Origin of the sequence: Xanthomonas sp. Leaf148, from assembly GCF_001423585.1 — a bacterium.
Classification (GTDB): Bacteria; Pseudomonadota; Gammaproteobacteria; order Xanthomonadales; family Xanthomonadaceae; genus Xanthomonas.
This window is the reverse complement of record NZ_LMOP01000008.1, coordinates 341,246-362,762: the sequence shown is the minus strand read 5'-3', so window position 1 is coordinate 362,762 and position 21,517 is coordinate 341,246. Positions and strand designations below refer to the sequence as shown.

The 21,517-nt window shown below is 64.2% G+C and carries 20 protein-coding genes, 1 tRNA gene and 2 other RNA genes; 16 read left to right on the top strand and 7 right to left on the bottom strand.

The genetic code is table 11. The features are described from left to right. Positions 1–7: 7 nt before the first annotated feature. A non-coding RNA gene (locus ASF90_RS21655) (sX9 sRNA) lies at positions 8–86 on the bottom strand. A 266-nt stretch (positions 87–352) separates the two neighbouring features. On the opposite strand from ASF90_RS21655, the gene ASF90_RS06270 reads away from it, so the two are divergent. Continuing rightward, positions 353–862, top strand: coding sequence for a lipocalin family protein (locus ASF90_RS06270; RefSeq protein WP_055847339.1), 510 nt, complete (start codon positions 353–355; stop codon positions 860–862). Between the two features lie 300 nt (positions 863–1,162). Beyond that, positions 1,163–1,235, top strand: a non-coding RNA gene (locus tag ASF90_RS21650) — sX9 sRNA. A gap of 197 nt (positions 1,236–1,432) precedes the next feature. Here the strand turns inward: ASF90_RS21650 and ASF90_RS23320 are convergent. Beyond that, complete coding sequence (locus ASF90_RS23320) at positions 1,433–1,609, bottom strand: hypothetical protein (protein ID WP_005989247.1); 177 nt, start codon at positions 1,607–1,609, stop codon at positions 1,433–1,435. Positions 1,610–1,993: 384 nt separating this feature from the next. Here ASF90_RS23320 and ASF90_RS06265 point away from each other — a divergent pair, with 384 nt between their 5' ends. Beyond that, positions 1,994–3,574, top strand: a complete 1,581-nt coding sequence (locus ASF90_RS06265; protein ID WP_055847336.1) for an EAL domain-containing protein — start codon at positions 1,994–1,996, stop codon at positions 3,572–3,574. Between the two features lie 804 nt (positions 3,575–4,378). Here ASF90_RS06265 and ASF90_RS06260 read toward each other — a convergent pair. Both ASF90_RS06260 and ASF90_RS06255 read right to left on the bottom strand, forming a co-directional pair. Next, on the bottom strand, positions 4,379–5,500 hold the full coding sequence (locus ASF90_RS06260; protein ID WP_055847333.1) for an acyl-CoA desaturase: 1,122 nt from the start codon (positions 5,498–5,500) through the stop codon (positions 4,379–4,381). A gap of 9 nt (positions 5,501–5,509) precedes the next feature. Beyond that, positions 5,510–6,586: a ferredoxin reductase gene (locus ASF90_RS06255; protein ID WP_055847331.1), complete on the bottom strand. Its 1,077-nt coding sequence runs from the start codon at positions 6,584–6,586 to the stop codon at positions 5,510–5,512. A gap of 93 nt (positions 6,587–6,679) precedes the next feature. On the opposite strand from ASF90_RS06255, the gene fabR reads away from it, so the two are divergent. The 5 genes from fabR to ASF90_RS06230 all read left to right on the top strand — a co-directional run bounded on the left by fabR (position 6,680) and on the right by ASF90_RS06230 (position 12,286). Beyond that, positions 6,680–7,327, top strand: coding sequence for an HTH-type transcriptional repressor FabR (gene fabR / locus ASF90_RS06250; RefSeq protein ID WP_055847328.1), 648 nt, complete (start codon positions 6,680–6,682; stop codon positions 7,325–7,327). A 1,117-nt stretch (positions 7,328–8,444) separates the two neighbouring features. Beyond that, a tRNA-Arg gene (locus tag ASF90_RS06245) sits at positions 8,445–8,511 on the top strand. 354 nt (positions 8,512–8,865) lie between these two features. After that, a complete protein-coding gene (locus ASF90_RS06240; RefSeq protein WP_055847325.1) occupies positions 8,866–9,987 on the top strand; it encodes a slipin family protein in 1,122 nt (373 codons plus the stop codon). A 57-nt stretch (positions 9,988–10,044) separates the two neighbouring features. Then, entirely contained in the window at positions 10,045–11,268 is a 1,224-nt protein-coding gene (locus tag ASF90_RS06235) for an RtcB family protein (protein ID WP_055850204.1), read from the top strand. Between the two features lie 217 nt (positions 11,269–11,485). Beyond that, positions 11,486–12,286, top strand: a complete 801-nt coding sequence (locus ASF90_RS06230; protein ID WP_055847321.1) for a hypothetical protein — start codon at positions 11,486–11,488, stop codon at positions 12,284–12,286. Between the two features lie 235 nt (positions 12,287–12,521). On the opposite strand, the gene ASF90_RS06225 is transcribed toward ASF90_RS06230, so the two are convergent. From ASF90_RS06225 to ASF90_RS23820, 3 genes are all read right to left on the bottom strand, one after another. Further along, on the bottom strand, positions 12,522–13,385 hold the full coding sequence (locus tag ASF90_RS06225) for an alpha/beta fold hydrolase (protein WP_055847320.1): 864 nt from the start codon (positions 13,383–13,385) through the stop codon (positions 12,522–12,524). Continuing rightward, a complete protein-coding gene (locus tag ASF90_RS06220; protein ID WP_055847316.1) occupies positions 13,385–14,491 on the bottom strand; it encodes a DUF3182 family protein in 1,107 nt (368 codons plus the stop codon). Before ASF90_RS06220 ends, ASF90_RS06225 begins: the two co-directional genes overlap by 1 nt. An 88-nt stretch (positions 14,492–14,579) precedes the next feature. After that, positions 14,580–14,744 carry a hypothetical protein gene (locus ASF90_RS23820; RefSeq protein WP_164497681.1) on the bottom strand — a complete coding sequence of 55 codons (165 nt, stop codon included), beginning with the start codon at positions 14,742–14,744 and terminating at the stop codon, positions 14,580–14,582. A 409-nt stretch (positions 14,745–15,153) separates the two neighbouring features. On the opposite strand from ASF90_RS23820, the gene ASF90_RS06215 reads away from it, so the two are divergent. The 8 genes from ASF90_RS06215 (at position 15,154) to ASF90_RS06180 (ending at position 20,898) form a co-directional block, all read left to right on the top strand. After that, complete coding sequence (locus tag ASF90_RS06215; RefSeq protein ID WP_003486531.1) at positions 15,154–15,435, top strand: hypothetical protein; 282 nt, start codon at positions 15,154–15,156, stop codon at positions 15,433–15,435. Positions 15,436–15,479: 44 nt separating this feature from the next. Then, the gene (locus tag ASF90_RS06210; protein ID WP_055847314.1) at positions 15,480–15,746 is read left to right on the top strand and encodes a hypothetical protein; all 267 of its coding nucleotides are present in this window, start codon (positions 15,480–15,482) and stop codon (positions 15,744–15,746) included. A 76-nt stretch (positions 15,747–15,822) separates the two neighbouring features. Next, positions 15,823–16,416 carry a DUF4142 domain-containing protein gene (locus tag ASF90_RS06205; RefSeq protein ID WP_055847310.1) on the top strand — a complete coding sequence of 198 codons (594 nt, stop codon included), beginning with the start codon at positions 15,823–15,825 and terminating at the stop codon, positions 16,414–16,416. Between the two features lie 279 nt (positions 16,417–16,695). After that, positions 16,696–17,583, top strand: a complete 888-nt coding sequence (locus tag ASF90_RS06200) for a TIGR01777 family oxidoreductase (RefSeq protein ID WP_055847307.1) — start codon at positions 16,696–16,698, stop codon at positions 17,581–17,583. A 148-nt stretch (positions 17,584–17,731) separates the two neighbouring features. Next, entirely contained in the window at positions 17,732–18,397 is a 666-nt protein-coding gene (locus tag ASF90_RS06195) for a response regulator transcription factor (protein WP_055847304.1), read from the top strand. Continuing rightward, positions 18,394–19,584 (top strand): ATP-binding protein, encoded by a 1,191-nt coding sequence (locus ASF90_RS06190; protein WP_055847301.1) that lies wholly within the window; start codon positions 18,394–18,396, stop codon positions 19,582–19,584. Before ASF90_RS06195 ends, ASF90_RS06190 begins: the two co-directional genes overlap by 4 nt. A gap of 363 nt (positions 19,585–19,947) precedes the next feature. Further along, positions 19,948–20,181, top strand: a complete 234-nt coding sequence (locus ASF90_RS23815; protein WP_236699251.1) for a hypothetical protein — start codon at positions 19,948–19,950, stop codon at positions 20,179–20,181. Between the two features lie 54 nt (positions 20,182–20,235). Further along, positions 20,236–20,898: a DUF3313 domain-containing protein gene (locus ASF90_RS06180; protein WP_055847299.1), complete on the top strand. Its 663-nt coding sequence runs from the start codon at positions 20,236–20,238 to the stop codon at positions 20,896–20,898. Positions 20,899–21,517: the final 619 nt, after the last annotated feature.

Genomic DNA, 21,517 nt, shown 5'->3' with positions numbered 1-21,517 from the left:
GCGGCGCGGCGAACAAACTGTAGCGAGCAGTCGTAAGGCGGGTGTGGACGGCGCACTCCAGAACCGCACGTAGACTAGTGGCCCATGCCGCACCAGAGCGCCGGCCGCGCCCACATGGTGATCGCGCAGTAGTGGTGTGAGCCGCACCTGGCTGGCTGCGCCGACAACGGTCGATCGCGCGCCACCGGGCAGAAGCAACCAACAGCTTATGCACGACGTCGACAACAGACAGTCGCCGTCAGTGGCTGCTTGAGCGATGGCGCGCATCTGACAGCCGGTCGCGGCGCGTCCCAACATCCACTTCATGGCCATGCACGTACAACGTTTGCCATCCCCTTGCGCAGAGGCCGTCATGAGCCGATTTCCCGAATTGATCACCGTTGCGTCGCTGGATCTGAACCGCTATCTCGGCACCTGGTACGAGATCGCCAGATTGCCGATCCGCTTCGAGGATGCGGACTGTACCGATGTGTCGGCGCACTACTCGCTGCAAGACGACGGCACCGTGCGCGTGCAGAACCGCTGCCTGACCGCGGCCGGCGCGTTGGAGGAAGCGGTCGGTCAGGCGAGCGCCATCGACGCGACAAACGCCCGGCTCGAAGTGACTTTCCTGCCCGAAGGCCTGCGCTGGATTCCCTTCACCAAAGGCGATTACTGGGTGATGCGGGTCGATGCGGAATACACCACCGCATTGGTGGGCAGCCCTGATCGCAACTATCTGTGGCTGCTGGCGCGCCTGCCGCAGCTGGACGAAAACATCGCCCAGACCTACCTGGCACATGCGCGCGAACAAGGGTTCGACCTGGCGCCACTGATCCACACCCCGCACACCGGGCGGCTGACCGAGCAACCGCTTCCCTGAGGATGCGTGATGATCACTGCTAGTGCACGACGCACGTCAGCCGCGGCCTGGGTATGCACTCCGCAAGGTGCGGCTGGTCCTCGAATCCCCGTACACCGCTGATCAGCGCGCGGCATGCACCACATGCCGGCAGCACGCCCACACGCGCTGAGCGCGACGTGTTGTTAACGAAGTCGTCCTGCATCGGGCCCACAAGCCAGGCATCGGTGCAAGCTGCCGGCAGCATTGCTAACTGAGGGCAGCTAACAAAACGACTGCGCCGCCATCAGGCAGGCGCGGCCGGTGCACGGTGCGACCTGGACCACTCGCAAACTCCGGCTCCGAGCGCGCCATCCATACCCAACTGACGACTGCTCGCCACGGGTTGTTAGCCGATCCAAAGCGCCACTGCGATCGAGCACTCCGCTGCAGACAGACCCGGAAACTCAACCCCATACAACAACGGCCGGAGCATGGAAACCGCGCCGCACTAAGCTGCGCCGCCTCTCCGCTCCGGCCGCTTCAACTCCGGCGATTACCGGGGCGACCAGGTCGCCCGTTGCCATCAACCGTTGCAATCAACGGCCCTACTCAGCCGTTGAGCGTGCCCAGATCCTTGGCAGCAGCCTGCGCGCCTTCCAGGCTGTCGAAGGCCACGCCGGTGTCGCCGACCACGTACTTGACCAGTTCGCCATCGCGCGTGGTTTCGTGCATCTTGAAGATCGGTACCGCATCGGTGCCGCCGACGCGTTCTTTCTGCGTTGTCATGGGTGATTCCTCCAGTGAGAGCGCCTTGCAGGGGACCGGGTGGTCCCGCAGCCCGCGTTGGCGAGCGCAGACGTACCGACCCTAACGCGCATCTGCGTGCAGGCGCGTGAATCCATTGGCTGTGGCAACTGCCGCAGCGCACATGCACCTGGCGGCAGAAAAATCACGTCGACTTCGCTCGACGGACGCGCGCAATGCACTCGTGTGTCGTACATTCGCGACGTGCAGCCTCATCCGTCCATATCTGTGGTCCACATCACGCCGGTACGGCGCGCTACGGCGCGCGGTAATCCGGCCGTGGCGTACGCGCAGATCGTGATCCACCGCCCCGGTTACAGCAGGCCGCGCGCATGAGCTGGCCCCCATGCCGATGCGGGTGGTGACGTGAAGCGTCAACGCATCATCAGTCTGACCGTGCTGCTGGTGCTGCTGTGCGCAACGCTTCCGATCGGCCTGTCCTACTACCTGGCGTGGCGGCTGGCGTTGTCGCGCGAAGAAAGCAGACTCAGCCAGCTGGCAGCGCTGTCGATCCGGCGTACCGAAACCGCCTTCGACGAAGCGCATGGTGCCTTGCTGAGCATGGCCACCTCACGGATGCCGTCCTGCTCGCCGGCGCATCTGGCGCAGATGCGCGCGCTGGTGCTGACCAACCACTACATCGTCGAACTGGGACATTTCCAGCAACGCCGCTTGCGCTGTACCTCATGGGGGCAGCTGCCCGACAGCATCCCGCAGACCAGCCCGGACTTCGTGGTCAAGCGCGGCATCGCGGTGACCACCCGGCTGTTGCCGCTGGCCAATCCGCAGCATCCCTTGATGGCGCTGCAGCTTGGCGACTACAACGTCCTGATCAACCCGAACACGCTGACCGACATCAACATCCCGCCCGGCCTGCAGCTGGCGATCGGCACGCCCGACGGGCACCTTCTCAGCAGCACCGGCACCGCCGCCGAACAGTTGCTGGTGCCGCCAATCGACACCAGCTACACCGACATCCGCAGCATCGCCGACGCGCAGGTGCTGTCCGGCCGCGACCGGCGCGGCGACTGGGCCGCGGTGGTCACCGAGCCTGCCGCCTATCTGCGCGGGCCGCTGGCCGCCGCACGACTGCAGGTGGTGCCGGCCGGCATCGCGCTGGCGGTGCTGCTGGTCGGCCTGGTGCTGTGGGTCTCACGACGCCGCTTGTCGCCGCTGGCACGGCTGGAGATCGCGGTGCAGCGCGGCGAATTCATCGTGCACTACCAGCCCATCATTGCGCTCGACGACGGCCGTTGCGTCGGTGCCGAGGCGCTGGTGCGCTGGCAACAGCCGGACGGCGTGCTGGTGCCACCGGATGCCTTCATTCCGCTGGCAGAAGAAAGCGGCCTGATCCTGCCGATCACCGATCTGGTAGTGGCCGAAGTCATCCGCGACCTCGGCCCCACCCTGGCCGCCGATCCCGCGCTGCATGTGGCCATCAACGTCTCGGCCGGCGACATCAAGAGCGGCCGTGTGCAGTCGGTACTGGCGCAGGCGCTGCAAGGCACCGGGGTGAACAGCGGGCAATTGTGGGTGGAGGCGACCGAGCGCAGCCTGATGGACATCGATGCGGCGCGCACCACCATCACCCATCTACGCGGTGCCGGCCATACGGTGTCGATCGACGACTTCGGCACCGGCTATTCGAGCCTGCAGTATCTGCAAGGCTTGCCACTGGATGCGTTGAAGATCGACAAGTCGTTCGTGGACACCATCGGCACCCACTCGGCCACCAGTTCGGTGACCGCGCACATCATCGAAATGGCCAAGACGTTGCAGCTACGTACGATTGCCGAAGGCGTGGAGCGCCAGGAGCAACTGGATTACCTGCGCGCACACGGCGTGGATCTTGCGCAGGGCTGGCTGTTCTCGCGCGCGCTGCCGGCGACCGGCTTCATCGCGTATCACGCGCAGGCGCGCAGCGTTGCGGCACACGGTTTCAAATAGGCAACCACTGCATTCAAGGCATCCGGCAAACCGCTTCGATGCCTTGAAGACCACACGCAGGATCTAGGCTGCACCATCGCGATGCTTGGCTCCGCCTGGCACGATTGGGACGCTCAGGCTCATCACCGTCATCGGGCTGAAATCCTGCAAATCGCTGCAATAATTCACGATGCGGCCTGGCGTCGAAGTGACGTTCGCAACCACGGCGCTGTCGCTGGGTCCACCTCGTCAGTACACCGGAGCGGTGTCCATCGCTCGCCTGGCCGATGACGCGCGTGCGTCGCATGCAGAAGCGTGGCCTTGGACGAAAACATCACCCAGGCCTACCTGGCACATGCGCGCGAACAGGGGTTCGACCTGGCGCCACTGATCCACACCCCGCACACCGGGCGGCTGACCGAGTAACCGCTTCCCTGAGGATGCGTAGCGATCACTGCTAGTACGCGACGCACGTCAGGCGCGGCCTGCGCATGCACTCCGCAAGGTGCAGCCGGTCCTCGACTCCCAGTACACCGCTGATCAGCGCGCAGCATGTACCACATGGCCACAGCTCGCCCATCAGCGCTAACGCACAAGCTGGCCTGCTGTCGAAGTGGCGATCGCAAGCACTGCGCTGTCGCTCAGCCACTCTCGCCCGTGCACTGGATCCGGATCCATCGCTCGCCAACGCCGACCACACGCGTGGGCCGCATGCAGACGCGTAAGCGCAGCGCTCACCCACCACTTCTTGCTGCATTACTTGCCGTCGCGACGATTGACCCACATCAAAAAAAAGGCCGCCAATGGCGGCCTTTCTCGTATCACTCAAGCGCTTTGCAGCGCAGCGCTGCGTTGGCGCACCGGCTTGGGCCGGCTCGGGAAGGCATGCCGCACGATCCGCCACATTACCTGGCCAAACTGACGCGGCAGCGAGCCGGTGTTGTAGTGCTGCCCGTAGCGCGCGCAGATCTGCTTCACCTCGACCGCAATCTGTGCATAACGATTGGCCGGCAGATCCGGATAAAAATGGTGTTCGATCTGGTGGCTCAGATTGCCGGACAGCACGTTCATCAGCTTGCCGCCGGTCAGATTCGACGAGCCGCGCAACTGACGCAGATACCAATGGCCGCGCGACTCGTTACGGATCGACTCCTTCGGGAACACTTCCGCATCGGCCGTGAAGTGGCCGCAGAAAATGATCACGAAGGTCCAGATGCTGCGCAGCATATTGGCCGCCAGATTGCCCAGCAGCACGGTCAAGAAGAACGGGCCAGCCAGCAGCGGGAACACGATGTAGTCCTTGAGCATCTGGCGGCCGATCTTGCGGCCCACCGGCAGGAACGACGCGCGCAATTCGGCGGCCTTCATCTTGCCCGCGAACCAGCGGCCCAGGCGCAGGTCCTGGATGGCCACGCCCCATTCGAACAGCAGCGCAAACACCACCGCGATAAACGGCTGCACCAGGTAGAACGGGCGCCAGCGCTGCTCGGGGAAGATGCGCAGCAGGCCGTAACCGATATCGTCATCCATGCCGCGCACGTTGGTATAGGTGTGGTGCTTGAAGTTGTGCGTCTTGCGCCAGTTGTCGCCGGTGGCAACGATGTCCCACTCGTAGGTGTTGCCGTTGAGCTGCGGGTCGCCCATCCAGTCGTACTGGCCGTGCATGACGTTGTGGCCCAGCTCCATGTTCTCCAGGATCTTGGACAGCGTCAGCAGCACCACGCCGGCAATCCAGGCCGGAATCAGCACGCTATGCACGAACGCACCCAAAAACAGCAGCGCGCGGCCGGCTACGCCGGTCCAGCGCACGGCAGCCACGATGCGGCGGATGTAGCGCGCATCGGCGGCGCCCACCTGCCGCTGCACGCGGGCGCGGATGGCATCGAGTTCGTCGCCAAACGACTGTAGTTCGGCGGCGGACAGGGCACGGTTATGAACTCGGCTCATGAAGATTCCTTACAGATCCAGGATCAGGTCAGTGCTCGGGGCACTGATGCACAGGCGCACCTGTGCGGTGGGTTCGTTGCTGCGCTCACCGGTCAACAGGTGACGCGTGGTGCCGGACTGACGCGCGCAGGCGCAGCTGTTGCAGATGCCCATGCGGCAGCCGTGTTTCGGGCGCAGGCCTTGCGCTTCCAGCCCTTCCAGCAGCGACTGGCCGCGCGGCAGGGTGAGCGTACGGCCGCTGCGTGACAGCTGGACCTGGACGTCGCCGGTTTCGCCGTCGTCCAGCGTCGGCACGCTGAAGGCTTCGGCCTGAAACGCCGCTACCTGGCCTTCCAACCGTGCACGCGCCGCCTGCACAAATCCGCCCGGGCCACAGGCCATGACGTGGCGTGCGGACAGATCGGCGATCTGCTCCAACGGATAGCTGTCAACGCGCGCCGCCGGCGTCGCACCCTCGCGGGTGGTCAGCACCTGCACGCGCAGACGCGGATGCGCGGCGGCCAGCGCCTCGAATTCGTCCAGAAAGCAGGCTTCATCGCGCTGACGCACCCAGTACAGCAGGCCCACATCCACCGGCATGCCCGCGTGCGCGGCCGCACGCAGCAGCGCGCGCATCGGGGTGATGCCCGAGCCTGCGGCCAGCAGCAACAGCGGGGTGGGCGCGGCCGGCAGCAGCATGTCGCCAAAGGCAGGGTCCAGCGACACCACCGTGCCCAGCGCCGCATCGTGCGCCAGATAACGGCTCACCAGCCCGCCTTCGATCGCCTTGACGGTGATCGCCAGGCGGCCATCGGCCAGCACGGTGGGGCTGTAGCTGCGCAGCAGACGGCGGCCGTCGATCTCCACACCCACGCTGACGTGCTGGCCGGCCTGCAGGCCCTGCCAGTGGCCATTGGCCTGAAATACCAAGGTCACCGAGTCGCGGCTGGCGGTGTTGCGTTCGACCAGACGGGCCATGGGCCGATCCAGCGTCCACAACGGATTGATCCGGGTTGCCCAGAAATCGAACAGCTGTGGCGACACCAGCCGGCGCGCCAGCCGTGTGGGCAGCGGGGACTTGCTCTTGGGAGTGGGTGCCAGGCTCATAGGTTGCACTATAAGCATGCATGCACACGCGTGTATACAGTTGTATATCGACCAGAGGGGCTATGATTCATCCCCACGCCCGGCTGCTGCCTCATGACCTCCATCGCCCTGCCTTCCCACGACGCGCCGCCGTCACGCAAGCCGGCGATTTCACGCGAGGACCTGATTGCCGCGGCGCTGTCGCTGATCGGCCCGCACCGCAGCCTGTCCACGCTGAGCCTGCGCGAAGTGGCACGCGAAGCCGGCATTGCGCCAAACAGCTTCTACCGCCAGTTCCGCGATATGGATGAGCTGGCGGTGTCCTTGATCGATCTGGCCGGGCGCTCGCTGCGCACCATCATCGGACAGGCGCGCCAGCGCGCCACCTCCACCGACCGCAGCGTCATCCGGGTGTCCGTGGAAGCGTTCATGGAGCAATTGCGCGCCGACGACAAGCTGCTGCACGTATTGCTACGCGAAGGCGCGGTGGGCTCGGACGCCTTCAAGCAGGCGGTGGAGCGCGAGCTGACCTACTTCGAAGACGAATTGCGCGTGGACCTGATCCGCCTGGCCGCCGCCGACAACGCCAAGTTGCACGCGCCAGCGCTGGTGTCCAAGGCGATCACCCGCCTGGTCTTTGCGATGGGCGCGGTGGCGATGGACTCGCCACCGGAAAAAGACCCGGAACTGATCGAACAGATCTCGCAGATGCTGCGCATGATCCTGACCGGCGCGCGCACGCTGGGCACGCACGGCGGCTGAGCGCGGCTCACTGCACGTCGCGCGCAGTGGTCAGATCAGGTGTCGACGGCGGTGCTCATCACCGCGGCGGATGCGTGGCGCATGACGCACCAATCGCGTTCGCCTGGCGCTGAGCTCCGCCGGTGCATTCGCCGCGCGCACTTGGTACGGCAGCCTGCTGCCAGCGCCCGGGTTGCGCCTTTCGTAGTGAATGACCGGACGCGCAGTTGTGCGCGGCAGGCGCGCGACTGGCACGAGGTCGGCAACGGCAACTGCCTTACATCATGGTTGCGACCGCACATTCCCAGACGCCACTAACCGCGCACCATCGGCCACGAGTGCAACTGCACGCCCGACCGCATCCGTGTAACGGGAATCCCTTTTTTTTGCACAGCCGCGCATCGACAGTTCCTGTGCAACGTGTGTCGATGATTATCCAATCGACCCAAACCTTCGCCATTCGGAATCTTCACTTTCAATCCGCACATTGCCAGCACCCCAAAAAAACATAATCAATTATTTTCATAAAGTGCTTGCATATCCAAAAACCTGAAGGTAATGTTCGCGCCCTACGCAGCACTGCCTGCACCCGGACCTGACCCACGCTCATGCACACCAGCCATTTCATCGAACGCAATCGACTGCCCGGCGCGCTTCGCGCGGCATCGTTTGCGTGCACGGCCAAACAGGACGTGCGCACCATCATCGGCTGATGTCCTGATTCAAGGAGATCGGTCACCCGATCTCCGAGGCACGCGAACGCCCTCGGATACTGCATCCGGGGGCGTTTTTCGTTGTGCGTTCGTCGTGAACCTGTGGATGACCGCAGTTGAAACCCGGGCACGGACTGCCCGACAACAGGGATGTTGGATTGCCACGAGGCGCGATAGCGCTGTGCCCAGGTTTCGGGCACGGGTGGTGTGTGGTCATGCACCGACTGAATGACCGTTTGAATAAAACGGCCATCGGAAACAGTGCGAAAGATCGTCAGCGGACTGGAGTTTATTCCAGCTGGTGCGCGCGGCTGTGCCGTGGCGTATACCGATCATCTTTCTGGTGTTTCTCGTTTTGGGTATCGGCTCGTGGTCGAGCGGCGGCACTATCCGCAGGCGCGGTTCAATTCCGCATTACCCACCACTGGATAGCTCAGAGGTTAGAGCAACAGATTCCTAATCTGTCTGTCGCGGGTTCGACTCCCGCTCCAAGCAATGACCTTCCCGGTCATCTCGGGGACGCAAGTCCCTTTACGGAAACGCCCATGCTGCGTGCATTCAAGCAATGCATCGCGTGAATGCACACAGCAGCGGCGACGTCGCCGGGCGCTTGCCCTGGACGCGTCACCCTGTGCTCAGCCCTGCCTTCGCAAACCATCGCGCAGCTGCGGCAACGCATCGGCAGGCGCCAACAGCGCAGCGTGCCCCGCACGGCCGCCGTCACCGGCGTTTCCACCTTCCAACGCCGCGTTGCATCGGCACACGTTTGGCCATCAGTCCGATCCGGGCGGCAAAACGGCAGTACCTACGGATCGGACCACCAGAGCCAACCCAAGGAGAAGTGTCATGTTCTGGACCAAGAGGGTCGTGATCGGCGACGGCGAGCGCGGCCTGGTGTATCGGAATCGCCGGTTCGAGCGCGTGCTCGTGCCCGGTGTCTACCGCCTGTTCGACCCGCTGAGCCGTACCGAAGTCAGCGTGCACAACATTCACAGTGGCGACGAGGTCGGCCGCGATGCCGACATGCTGATTGACACGCTGGGCGCCGCATTGCCGCAGCACTTCGTGCTGGCGGACATCGGCACCGCGCAAGTGGGCCTGCTGATCCGCAACGGCAAGCTCGACCAGGTCCTGCCACCGGGCACCCGCGCGCTGTATTGGCGCGGCGCCGCCACCGTCGAGGTGCAGAGCTTGCCGTTGGGCGATGGCCTGCAGGTGCCAGGCGATGTGCAGCGGCGCCTGCGCCAGCTCGGCACCGTGTCGCGCGTGGCCGTGTGCATGGACGTACCTGCCGAGTCGCAAGGGCTGGTGTTCGTCGACGGCAGGCTGATGGCACCTTTCGGCCCCGGCGCGTACGCGTTCTGGAATTTCCAGAAGAACGTGACCACCGAGGTGATCGACCTGCGTGTGCAATCGGTGGAGGTCTCCGGCCAGGAATTGCTGACGCGCGACAAGGTGTCGTTGCGAGTCAATCTGGCAGCGAGCATGCGCGTCACCGATGCGGTGGCAATGCGGACGCGTGTGGCCAAGGCGGGCGACTACCTGTACCGAGAATTGCAGTACGGGTTGCGCCGCGCGGTTGCGGCCAAGACGCTGGACGAATTGCTGGGCGACAAGGCATCGCTGGACGCGGATATCTTCGGCTACGTGCGTGGCAGCGTGGGCGGTTTCGGCATCGACGTGCTCGGCGTTGGGGTCAAGGACGTGATCCTGCCCGGTGAGATGCGCGAGATCCTCAATGCGGTCGTGCAGGCGGAAAAGCAGGCGCAAGCCAATGTGATCCGCAGGCGCGAGGAGGCCAATGCCACCCGTTCCTTGCTCAACACCGCCAAGCTGATCGAAGACAGCCCGGTGCTGATGCGATTGCAGGAGCTGGAGGCGCTGGAGAAGGTCACCGAAAAGATCGACAAGCTCACCGTGTTCGGCGGCCTGGATGGCGTGCTGAAGCAGTTGGTGACGCTCAGATAATCATGCGGGTGTGCAGCGAAAGGATTGGCCGCACACCCGCGCAAAGGAATGAACAGCATGAGTACTTCACAACATTTCGAATGGCTGCATGCCGAAGGCAGCACCACCCCGATCAAGGGCTGGGTGCGCGGCGTGCCGCTGGAAGAACAGGCGCATGCGCAGTTGCGCAATATCGCCGCCGTCCCGTTCGTCGGGCCGTGGGTGGCGGTGATGCCCGACGTGCACCTGGGCAAGGGCGCAACCGTGGGCTCGGTGATCCCGACCCGCGGTGCCATCATCCCGGCCGCGGTCGGGGTGGATATCGGCTGCGGCATGGCCGCGGTGCGTACCACCCTGCGTGCCAGCGACCTGCCGGACAACCTGGCGCAACTGCGCTCCAGCATCGAGCGTAGCGTGCCGGTCGGAAACGGCCGTGGCGGCGAGCATCGCAACCTGCCCGACAGCATCGACACGCGGATCGCGCAGTCGGGGCTGGTGCAGCGCCTGGAAGCGATCAAGCAGCAGCACAAGCGCATCCGCACCGACAAGCTGGCGTGCCAGATCGGCACGCTAGGCGGCGGCAATCACTTCATCGAACTCTGTCTGGACGAGACCGACGCGGTGTGGGTGATGTTGCACAGCGGCTCGCGTGGCACCGGCAACCTGATCGGCACCTACTTCATCGAGCGGGCGCGTGAGCAACTGGCACACCGCGTGCTGGGCTTTCATCTGCCCGACAAGGACCTGGCCTTCTTCATGCAGGGCGAGCCGTTGTTCGATGAGTATGTGGAAGCGGTGTCGTGGGCACAGGATTACGCCCGCGAAAATCGTGAAGCGATGATGGCGCGGGTGTTGGCGGAGATGCGTCACCGCCTGCCGAAGTTCCAGCTGGAGAAGCTGGCGGTCAACTGCCACCACAACTATGTCCAGAAGGAGACGCACCATGGCGAGGAATTGCTGATCACCCGTAAGGGCGCGGTGAGCGCACGTACCGGCGAGCTGGGCATCATTCCCGGCAGCATGGGCACGCGCAGCTACATCGTGCGCGGGTTGGGCAACGCAGAGAGCTTCCATAGCTGCAGCCACGGTGCGGGACGGGTGATGAGCCGAACCGCAGCGCGTGCACAGATCACGCTGGCTCAGCACCGCGAGGCGACTGCGCATGTGGAATGCCGCAAGGATGCGGCGGTGATCGACGAATCGCCAGCGGCATACAAGTCGATCGAGGCGGTGATGGCCGCGCAGCAGGATCTTGTCGAGGTGCTGCACACGCTGCGCCAGGTGGTGTGCATCAAGGGATAACCGAGGGCCGCAGTCGCGGCCCTCTTTCGTCATGTTTTTAACGATGTCGCGGTTGCAAGCTGTCTGCGACCTCATCTGCACATGCGAATGCACAGTTCAGTCATGTCGCGATGGCACTCACATCAAAGCACAAGCGTTTCACTCTTGCGCCGCCATGGTTGCGCCACGTTCGCAGCCTGTCTTCGCAGGCTGCATCCATCAGGTAACCGGAGGCGGCATGAGCAATCTCGACAAGCAGGAACGCAAAGCAGACGCACAGGATTTGAACCGCGACCCGATCTCCGGTGCCCCGGGCTCGCATCCGGTTGGCGTGGGTGTGGGCGGCATCGCTGGCGGTGCGGCGGCAGGCGCACTGGCAGGCACGGTGTTTGGTCCGCTGGGCACGTTGATCGGCGCGGCTGCCGGCGTCGTGGCAGGCGCAGCTGCCGGTAAAGGCGTGGCCGAGCGCCTCGACCCGACCGTAGAAACCGAATACTGGCGCCAGGAGCATCAAAACCGTCCTTATTACAAAGAAGGCACCGACTACGACCGCGACTACGCCACCGTGTATGGCTTTGGCCTGCAGGCACGCGAGACGCGCCCGACCAGCACCTGGGAAGAAACCGAAGCCACGTTGGCGGGTGAGTGGCCGCGTCATCGTGGCGAATCGCGCCTGGAATGGGATGACGCACGTCTGGCTGCACGCGACGCGTGGGATCGCGCCGATCGCACCCACACCGTGTATCGCGATGGCGACACGCACTATGCCGGCCGTTTCGACAGCGCCAGCTACCATGACAGCGAGTATTCGTATGACGACTATCGCCCTGCCTACCGCTACGGCATGCAGGCGCGTCAACAGCATGCCGGCCGCCAGTGGGACGACCACCTGGAACGCGACCTTGGCGATGGCTGGGACCGCTTCAAGGCCGACTCGCGTTTGACCTGGGAAAAGGCCAAGCACGCTGTGCGTGAGGCGTTCGATTCGGACCATCATGGCGATGCGGCACGTCGCAACCCGACCGATCCACGCGTGTGATCCGTAGCTCGTTTAGACCGCGGCGCATTGGCCGCGCTAAACGCCAGTGATCCGCAGTAGACCAGACGGGCCCGCGAGGGCCCGTTTGTTTGTGTAGGTTGCGGTGGGCCATAACCTGCAGCGCCTTCGTAGCATCTTGCGGCATCACGACGCATTGCGCGTTCCGCATGGTCGGGATGGCCGCGCAACATGCTGCACCACGTGTGCCTGCATGACGAGGCAAACGCGCGGCAGATCAACCGGACGTGTTTTCCACCGCCCGGATATCGCCGCGAAACGCCAGCGCGTCCTGCCCCGTTGACGCTGCGTCGCCCTGCTGCTTGAGCAGTTGCTTGCGTGCAGCCACCACTTCCTTGGCCAATGCAATCCGGCGGCCCACCACCATTTCGGTCAACCAGTCGATCAGCGCGCGGGTGTATTCCTGCTGATGCTCCTTGACGCTCAACGCATGGTCGGCGCCGGCAATCACGCGCGCGGTCAGCGAACGCGCATTGACGAAGGCATCGGCATAGTTGCGCAGCACCGGATGCGGCACGATGACGTCGTTCTCGGCTTCGACCAGCAATACATCGCCGGTATACGCAGCGCAGGCCGCCAGCGCGATGTTGTCGTCGGGTGTCAGGGCACGTTGGCGGTATGCGGTCAGATCCGGATCGGCATTGAGGCTGACCTTGGGCTGGTCCCAATGCGCGTCCTTGTACAGCGCGGGCGAGCGCAATGCCAGCCACTCCACCGGGCGCTCGCGCGTCAGCAGCGCCGACAGGTAGCCGCCATAACTCAAGCCGACCACGGCGATCGACTGTTGATCCACATACGGAAGACCCGCCAGCTGATCGTAAGCAGCGATGATGTCCTGCAGGTTCTGCGCGCGAGTCACGGTCTGCCGCATCGAGGCATGGCCTTCGTGACCGCGTAGATCGAAGGTCAGGCAGATGCAGCCCAAGCCCACCGCCTCGCGCGCGCGCACCAGGCTGTGATGCTGACTCCCGCCCCAGCCATGGACGAACAGCACCGCCGGAATGCCGGTGGGCGTGAGCAAGGTGCCGCTGAGCGCGTCGTGATCGACCGCAATGTCGATGCTGGAAAGTTTGGCTTCCATCAGTCGGTTGAGACCCTTCGGTATTTGTAGCGCGGACCGGCGCCGGGCTGGGTTGCACGGTAATACACCTGCGCATCGGCCGGTGGTTCGCCCTCGTAGAGTTCGTGCGTGGATGCGTGCACCCAGTGCAGGCCGGCCTGCTGCTGGAAACAGGCGATCGCCGCCAACTCGGCCGGCGTCGCACCACCAATCCGCCAGGATTGCTCCAGCACGCCGCAGACAGGCACCGCATGCGCATCTTCGCCACTGACCACATCGTAATTGCGCCGCGAAATGTGCAGGCCGGCAATGGCATTCGTGATGCAACGATCGTAGCGGCACGCTTGTTCCACAACGCGCCGCTGCAACGGCGGTAATGCAGTGGCCAGCAGCGCTTCCAGCGAGCCACGATGCACGTGCAGCGACGATCCACCGTAGACCTCATCGCCCTGTGCATTGCGCACACTGCATTGCGTGCCGTAATACGCGATCTGGATACCGGCCACGCACAGTTCGCCCACGCTATGCGTCAGCGGCTGCAGGATATTGCGCTCGAGCACAGCGCCATGGGTGCGCAGGTAATCTGCTGGCAGACTGTCCAGCGCCTGCACCAATTCGGCGGTATCGGCAATGCGCCATTGCCCACTCCCACCCACGCCGGTGGGCAGTTTCAGCCGCACCCCGCCGTCGGCCAGCAACAGGTCCAGCGCATGCAGCGCATCGTCCCGAGAAAACACCGTATAGCCCGGTAAGGTGGCCGGCACCAGCGCGGTCGCCAGCGCCTGATTCCAGCCGTCGATTCGCGTTGCCGTCTCGCTGATCAATGGATGGCCGATGACCTTGGTAGCGATAAACGCGTGCGGCACAATGCCACCCAGCAAGCCGCCGGCATCGTGAATTCCTAATGCGCGGGCCTGTTCGGTGGTCAAGGTGTCGTCGGGCACGTGCAAGATGCGGTGCCCGATACCCTCATCGATCATCGCAACATCGGACAGACCGCCATCATGTGCGCCCAGCAGGCGTGCAATTTCGCTGCACACCCAGGTATGCGTGGCGCGCTCGTGTCCATCGGCAGACACCATGCGTGTGGTGTATCCACGCACCCATCCATATGACGGATCTGCCATCACATCTCCTTGCGGCAAGGCCGCATCCCGGCGCCAGCCTCGTTGCGGCCGAGGGGCGCAGTGCGATGTTGCAGGTACGCGTCTGCGCTTATTTCAAGGCCAGATAGAGGGCCACCACGATCAGCACCACCACGATCAAACTGATGGCCATTCGCCCACCGCGCAGTTCCAATAAGGCATGCCACCAAACGCGCGCTTCTGGTGTACCACTGGCATGGCGCGGCTTCCCACTACTGCTTTCACTCTCCTGCATCCTGTCTGCTCTCTCCATTACGTCATTGCCTACCTTACGGATCAGACGTTACACAGGTGTGGAGCGGTTCAGAATCTTCCGTAAAATGCGGCACCGCACGCCTGTTTTTGCACCAAAAGCAGGCGCATTGAAAGCGCCAATACGGTAGCGACTGACACAGTGCGCATCGCTGCGCTGCCGCCCATCGATTGCGCGTGGCCGATCAGCACGCAACGCTGGCGTCTTGGCAAGCGGCATACATCGCACCGATGCCTGTGCATGCAACGCGTGTAGAGAGGCGAAAACAAGCTGACCAATTAAGCGTCGCTCGTTGAAATCGCAGGCAATGGTTGCGTTCGATGATCATTCGTTGACATACCCGCAGTTACTCTGCACGTCAAGTTTGTTTAATCCCGGAACGCACCAAGTCATGAGCAGAGACCCATCCGTCATCGATGTACAAGCCGAAATCGCGCATTGGCAGGCGCGGCACGCCCAAGGAAATCTGGGCGCAGGCAAGTTCAGCGAATTGTCACCGGTGGTGAAAATGGCCTGCGATATCTATCTGCAGGCACCGCGTTCAAGCGATCAGGAACGTCTGCGTCTGTTTCGCGACCGCCTTGAGCATCACTTCATTTCATCCAGTACGCAGTCCAACTACGAACAGTTGGCAACCGACTGCTGGCAGCGCCTGGGCGCGCGCAACAGTTGAGCACACACGTAATACGCAAGACCCGTTATTCATTGGAGATCGTCATGAAAACCCCGTATCAAGTGCAGCAGGAGCTGGAACGATTGGAGCGGTTGGTACCGCACATCATCAGCGACCAAGGCGACCGCGCGGAGGAAATCCTTGGCTTCCATGTGGCCAGTCTGTTGGGCAGCGCGCCTATCAGCGAACACGCCATGATTCGCGAGCGCACGACGCGCATGGCGCGACAATGCCGCACCGCGCAGGACGCAATCCGCACACCGATCAGACCCCTGGGCATGACACCGCTCGCCCAGCCGCAGTGGGCCTGACCAACGCACTACCGGAGCCGCGCAGCGGCTCCTTTACATTTCACCGTCGGCACTGCCGACTCAGCCCGAGACATTCATGAAATCCACTTTTGTTGCTGCATCGTTGCTGGCCATGCTGACCCTTACCGCCTGCGATCGCCCCGGTGGCGATACCTCGCGCACTGCACCGGCAGTGTCGCCGGAACCCACCGCCGCGCCGGTGAGCGGGAGCGGGGCCACCGAACTGGCCAAGGGCGATGGCGGCGCGCTGGGCGTGCTGGCTGCGATCGATGAGAACGAGATTGCGCTGGCCAAGCAGGCCATCGAGCAAGACCTGGGCGGCGCCACCGGCGAGTTCGCCCAGCAGATGTTGCACGACCACGAAGCCAACCTCGAGAAGACCAAAGCGCTGGGCGCCAAGGACAGCCCGCGTGCGGACGCGCTGCACGCCAAGGGCAAAGCCGCCGTAGAGGCATTGTCCAAGACGCTGACCCTGCCGGACGGCAAGGATGCGTATCGCAACGCCTTCATGCGCACCATGGTCATCGACCATGGCGACACCATCAAGATCATCGATTCCGAACTGCTGCCCGCCGCAGAGAGCGCACCGGTCAAGCAGCACCTGGAAGAGACCCGTCGTGTGGTGTCGGCGCACTTCGAACGTGCCCACGCGGTATCGTCGTCGAGGTAAGCGCACCGCCCTTGCACCCTGCAACGCGCCGGCCTGTCCGGCGCGTTTGCGTTTGGCGGTAGCGGTACGTCGATCCCGCTGCATCGCGCTGCTGCATCACCGTGCTCGACACCCAGCCGCGACTGCATGCGCCCGCATCGACGCCACCGTCCCGATCCAGCTGCACCAAGATATCGGCCACAGCATCGGCAAGATTCCCAGCGCTCCGCGTGCCAGCTTCACTTCGCTTCGGTCTGCCCTGGCCTATGGTGCCGCATCGACTCGGCCCAGGAACCTCCCATGCGCTTGCTCATCACCGGCGGCACCGGCTTCATCGGCCAGGCTTTGTGCTCCGCGCTGCTGCACGCCGGCCATCAGGTCAGCGTGCTGACGCGCGACACCCGTCGCGCCAGCCGCACCCTACCCGGCGTGACCGCTGTCGACGCGCTGGACGGGGTGCAGGCCGAGGCCGTCATCAACCTGGCCGGCGAACCGCTGGCCGCCGGCCGCTGGACCGATACGCGCAAGCAACGCTTTCGCGATTCGCGGCTGGGCATCACCCGCCAACTGCACGACTGGATGGCGCAGCAGGCACCCGAGCAGCGGCCGTCAGTGCTGATCTCCGGTTCGGCGGTGGGCTATTACGGCGAGCGCGGCGACACGGTGTTGACCGAAGCAGATGCCGCGGGCGACGACTTTTCGGCGCTGCTGTGCCGCGACTGGGAAGCGGAAGCCGCCCGCATCGGCACGCTTGGCCCACGCGTGAGCTGGGTGCGTACCGGCATCGTGCTGGACCGCGATGGCGGCGCGCTGGCACGCATGCTGCCGGCGTTTCAGCTGGGCGGCGGCGGGCCGTTCGGCAACGGCCGGCACTGGATGAGCTGGATCCACCGTGCCGACATGGTGGCGCTGCTGGTCTGGCTGCTGCAGCACGGCCAGCCCGGCGCCTACAACGCCACCGCGCCCAACCCGGCCAGCAATGCCGAGTTCGCGCGCACCCTGGCCAAGGTGCTGCACCGCCCGGCGCTGCTGGCGCTGCCGGCCGGGCTGCTGCGGCTGGGCTTCGGCGAAATGGCCGACCTGCTGCTGATCAGCCAGCGCGTGCTGCCGCAGCGCGCGCTCGACGCCGGATTCCGCTTCCAGTACCCGCAACTGGAGCCGGCGCTGCGCGCGATCCTGCAGCGCTGAGCTAACCGCCGGCCCAAGCGCCCCCGGGCGTGCCGGCCGCCCATCGGGTACGCAACCGCGCCGGACGGGGCATGCACTAATATTTCCCTAACGCGCATCTTCGACAGTGCTGCGGATCTCGGATTGCCCGATACCCGGCGGACCCTATATGCACCTGCTCCTTGTCGAAGACGACACCATGTTGGCCAATGCCATCTGCGACGGCGTACGCCAGCAGAGCTGGACCATCGACCATGTCGGCAGTGCCAACGCGGCCAAGACCGCGCTGGTGGATCACCGCTACACCGCGGTGCTGCTGGATATCGGCCTGCCCGGCGAATCCGGGCTGACGGTGATCCGCTTCATGCGCAGCCACTACGACGCCACCCCGGTGATTGCCTTGACCGCGCGCGGCCAGCTCACCGACCGCATCCGCGGGCTGGATGCCGGCGCCGATGATTACCTGGTCAAGCCCTTCCAGTTCGACGAGCTGATGGCGCGGCTGCGCGCGATCACCCGCCGCAGCCAGGGCCGCGTGGTGCCGGTGCTCAACCAGGGCGATGTCTGCGTGGATCCGAGCAGCCGCAAGGTCACCCGCGCCGGTACCTGGGTGGCGTTGAGCGCGCATGAATATCGCTTGCTGCTGGCATTGATGGAACGTGCCGGACGCGTGGTCACCAAGGACCAGCTGGAAGAAGGCGTGTATGGCGGCCCGTCGGAAGGCGGCAGCAACATGATTGCGGTGTATGTGCATCAGTTGCGGCGCAAACTGGGCGACCAGCTGATTTCCACCGTCTACGGCCAGGGCTATATGGTCGGCAAGGCGCCCGAATGAAATCCTTGCAGGCGCGCATGCTGGCGGCGCTGACCGCCATCGTTCTGCTGAGCTGGTCGACGTCGCTATGGATTCTGATTGCGCTGGTCACCCAGGGCCATCACAGCGTGGTCGAGCAGGAACTCAATCTGCTCGGCGACCGCTTGGTCAGCACCTTGCCCGATGCGCTGCAGCACCACTTCGACACACCCGCAACGGCATCCAACGGCGCGGACATCGATACCCCGCTCGGCAATGCCTCCTCGCGCATAAGCTTCAAGCAGACCCTGATTGCGATGGTGCTCAACACCCTGCAGCTGGGCATTCTTGGCCTGTTGGTGTGGTGGGCGGTGCGTACCTCGCTGCGACCGTTACGCAGCATTTCGTGCGCCATCGCACAGCGCACCGGGCTTGAAACCGAACCGGTGCCGCTGGATCAGGTACCCGATGAAATCCGCCCACTGATCGCTTCCTTCAACACCCTGTTGGCACGTGTCGAAAAAGCGGTGCAGGCCGAGCGCGACTTCGTAGCCGATGCCGCACACGAGTTGCGCACGCCACTGTCGGCGCTGCACGCCTATGCAGAAGTTGCCCTGCGAGCGCCCACGCTGGAGGCCAAGGACGCCGCGCTGCGTCAGCTGCTGGAGACCGCGCGCCGCAGCAACCGCCTGGCCGAGCAGTTACTGGATCTGGCGCGACTGGATGCCGGCATTAGTTCGGCTGCCTATCACCAAGTGGAGATGGGCGAACTGATTTCGCATGTACTGGACGAATTCAGCGTGCAGGCCGACGCGCGCCAGATCAATCTGCATGTGGAGGCATCGCCGTGTCTGGTGCGCTGCGATGTGGATGCGGTGGGCATCCTGATCCGCAATCTGGTCGACAACGCCATCCGCTACGGGCGCAGCCGTGGCACGGTGGAAATCAGTTGCGGCTACTGCCTGCGTGCCGATGTGCTGCACCCGTTCGTGCAGGTGAGCGACGACGGCCCGGGTGTGCCGGAGTCCGCACATGCATCCATTTTCGATCGCTTTTATCGTGTGCCGGGCAGCGAGGTGCAGGGCAGCGGGATCGGGCTGTCGTTGGTGGCGGGCATTGCGCGCCTGCATGGCGCGACGATCGAAACCTGCGAAGGCAACGAAGGACGCGGCCTGTGTGTCCGCACGGTGTTTGCCGGCGATGGCGCGCCGACTGCCAAGAACAACTGAAACAACCTGGCAGGCGGCTGCCACGCGAGTGTGGACGGCGTATCGAAAGCGGGATGCATGCTTGGTCTTTGCCGATTCCGTGCGCGAGATGATCGGGATCGAGCCAGCAAAACAGCACTGCCGGACGCAGCACACAACGCTATCGCCGGTTGTAGATCACCGCGCCCATCTGGTGGGCGCGCACTGGTTTTGGTGATCGCGCCAATAGACCAGGCGCGATGTTAGCGGCGTTCTGCTCGCTTCCAATAACTTTCTAAACCTGCCTACTTAGAGTGCACTCACCGCACGCATCCAGGATGCATGGTGATGATTCGCTCGACCCGCTCCACCCCACGCGCTCCAACCGTGCTGTCGCAATTGGCCATGCAAACCGCGGCCAACGACAGCGTGATCGCGTCTACCACTACGTTGGTCCCGGCGACGGAATTTCGCTGCGGCCGCACCGGCACGCGCAACCGCGACATCTGGTGCGCGTTGCCGGATATCCGCAGCGCGCGCCAGATACGCCGTCTGCAACGTCGAGCCACACGCAGCGTGTTGTTCACTTCCGCGAGTGCGGCATTTGCACTGGCGCTGCTGCGTTGTCTGCTGCATTGAGCATGCGCGCACGTGCTGTTGCCCCATCGTTTAAATCCCTTATAGGCCGTTTTCATGTCCGTTCGTTCCTTCGCCCGTTGCTGCACGCTTGCCGTTGTCGGCATCACCCTGGTCGGCTGCGCCAGCACCCGCCCCATGCCATATAGCCAATTGCCTTCGTCCAGTTATCTACGCCCGCATGACGGCAGCCGCGGCGACCGCATGCCGTATGCGTATCACAGCGACGTGGATTGGACGCACTACCGCACAGCGATCGTCGAGCCCGTCGCCGTTTACCGCGGACCGGATGCGCAGTTCGACAACGTGCCAGAGCAGGACAAGCGCATGTTGGCCGACGTCATGCAGCAGGAATTTGGCAACGCCATCGCGCGGCGCTGGCGCCCGACGACATCGGCTGATCGCGACACCTTGCGCGTCCGCATCACCCTGACCGGCGCCAAGCCCAGCAAGCGCGTACTGGGTACCATCATGAAGGTGGATCTGGGCGGCGGTTCGTACAACGCGGTGCAGGCCGCACGCGGCAAGGAGGGCGCGTTCTCCGGCTCGGTCAGCTATGCGGTGGAGATTTTCGATGCGAAAAGCGATCGTCTGCTCGCCGCTTATGTCGAGAAGCAATATCCCAGCGCAATGAACATCAAGGCCAGCCTGGGCGCGTATGACGCGGCGAAGGCAGGCATTCGCAAGGGCGCCGAGCAGTTGGTTGACGGGATCGAGTAGGTGCGAGACGAAGCCTACGCACTTCCCTTCTCCCACCGGGAGAAGGTGCCCCGCAGGGGCGGATGAGGGTACGTGCACAGCCTTGTGCAGTTGGAAGCAACACGCAGCTGGAGCAACGCAAGCTGCAGTCGAAACACCTGGAGCGCTTCGCTGCCTACCCTCACCCCAACCCCTCTCCCGCAGGAGAGGGGCTCAAGCGCACGTCCCTTCTCCCACCGGGAGAAGGTGCCCCGCAGGGGCGGATGAGGGTGCGTGCGCAGCATCGTGCAGCTGGAGCAACACGCAGCCGGAACAACACGAGCTGCAGTCGAAGCATCTGGAGCGCTTCGCTGCCTACCCTCACCCCAACCCCTCTCCCGCAGGAGAGGGGCTCAAGCGCAGTTCCCTTCTCCCACCGGGAGAAGGTGCCCCGAAGGGGCGGATGAGGGTACGTGCGCAGCCTTGTGCAGTTGGAAGCAACACGCAGCTGGAGCAACGCAAGCTGCAGTCGAAACACCTGGAGCGCTTCGCTGCGTACCCTCACCCCAACCCCTCTCCCGCAGGAGAGGGGCTCAAGCGCACTTCCCTTCTCCCACCGGGAGAAGGTGCCCCGAAGGGGTGGATGAGGGTACGTGCGCAG

Bases quoted from the DNA above. Each gene is read 5' to 3' on its own strand.
- ASF90_RS06270 (WP_055847339.1), top strand. From the start codon at position 353: ATGAGCCGATTTCCCGAATTGATCACCGTTGCGTCGCTGGATCTGAAC.
- ASF90_RS23320 (WP_005989247.1), bottom strand. From the start codon at position 1,609: ATGACAACGCAGAAAGAACGCGTCGGCGGCACCGATGCGGTACCGATC.
- ASF90_RS06260 (WP_055847333.1), bottom strand. From the start codon at position 5,500: ATGAGCCGAGTTCATAACCGTGCCCTGTCCGCCGCCGAACTACAGTCG.
- ASF90_RS06255 (WP_055847331.1), bottom strand. From the start codon at position 6,586: ATGAGCCTGGCACCCACTCCCAAGAGCAAGTCCCCGCTGCCCACACGG.
- fabR (WP_055847328.1), top strand. From the start codon at position 6,680: ATGACCTCCATCGCCCTGCCTTCCCACGACGCGCCGCCGTCACGCAAG.
- ASF90_RS06240 (WP_055847325.1), top strand. From the start codon at position 8,866: ATGTTCTGGACCAAGAGGGTCGTGATCGGCGACGGCGAGCGCGGCCTG.
- ASF90_RS06235 (WP_055850204.1), top strand. From the start codon at position 10,045: ATGAGTACTTCACAACATTTCGAATGGCTGCATGCCGAAGGCAGCACC.
- ASF90_RS06230 (WP_055847321.1), top strand. From the start codon at position 11,486: ATGAGCAATCTCGACAAGCAGGAACGCAAAGCAGACGCACAGGATTTG.
- ASF90_RS06225 (WP_055847320.1), bottom strand. From the start codon at position 13,385: ATGGAAGCCAAACTTTCCAGCATCGACATTGCGGTCGATCACGACGCG.
- ASF90_RS06220 (WP_055847316.1), bottom strand. From the start codon at position 14,491: ATGGCAGATCCGTCATATGGATGGGTGCGTGGATACACCACACGCATG.
- ASF90_RS23820 (WP_164497681.1), bottom strand. From the start codon at position 14,744: ATGCAGGAGAGTGAAAGCAGTAGTGGGAAGCCGCGCCATGCCAGTGGT.
- ASF90_RS06215 (WP_003486531.1), top strand. From the start codon at position 15,154: ATGAGCAGAGACCCATCCGTCATCGATGTACAAGCCGAAATCGCGCAT.
- ASF90_RS06210 (WP_055847314.1), top strand. From the start codon at position 15,480: ATGAAAACCCCGTATCAAGTGCAGCAGGAGCTGGAACGATTGGAGCGG.
- ASF90_RS06205 (WP_055847310.1), top strand. From the start codon at position 15,823: ATGAAATCCACTTTTGTTGCTGCATCGTTGCTGGCCATGCTGACCCTT.
- ASF90_RS06200 (WP_055847307.1), top strand. From the start codon at position 16,696: ATGCGCTTGCTCATCACCGGCGGCACCGGCTTCATCGGCCAGGCTTTG.
- ASF90_RS06195 (WP_055847304.1), top strand. From the start codon at position 17,732: ATGCACCTGCTCCTTGTCGAAGACGACACCATGTTGGCCAATGCCATC.
- ASF90_RS06190 (WP_055847301.1), top strand. From the start codon at position 18,394: ATGAAATCCTTGCAGGCGCGCATGCTGGCGGCGCTGACCGCCATCGTT.
- ASF90_RS23815 (WP_236699251.1), top strand. From the start codon at position 19,948: ATGCAAACCGCGGCCAACGACAGCGTGATCGCGTCTACCACTACGTTG.
- ASF90_RS06180 (WP_055847299.1), top strand. From the start codon at position 20,236: ATGTCCGTTCGTTCCTTCGCCCGTTGCTGCACGCTTGCCGTTGTCGGC.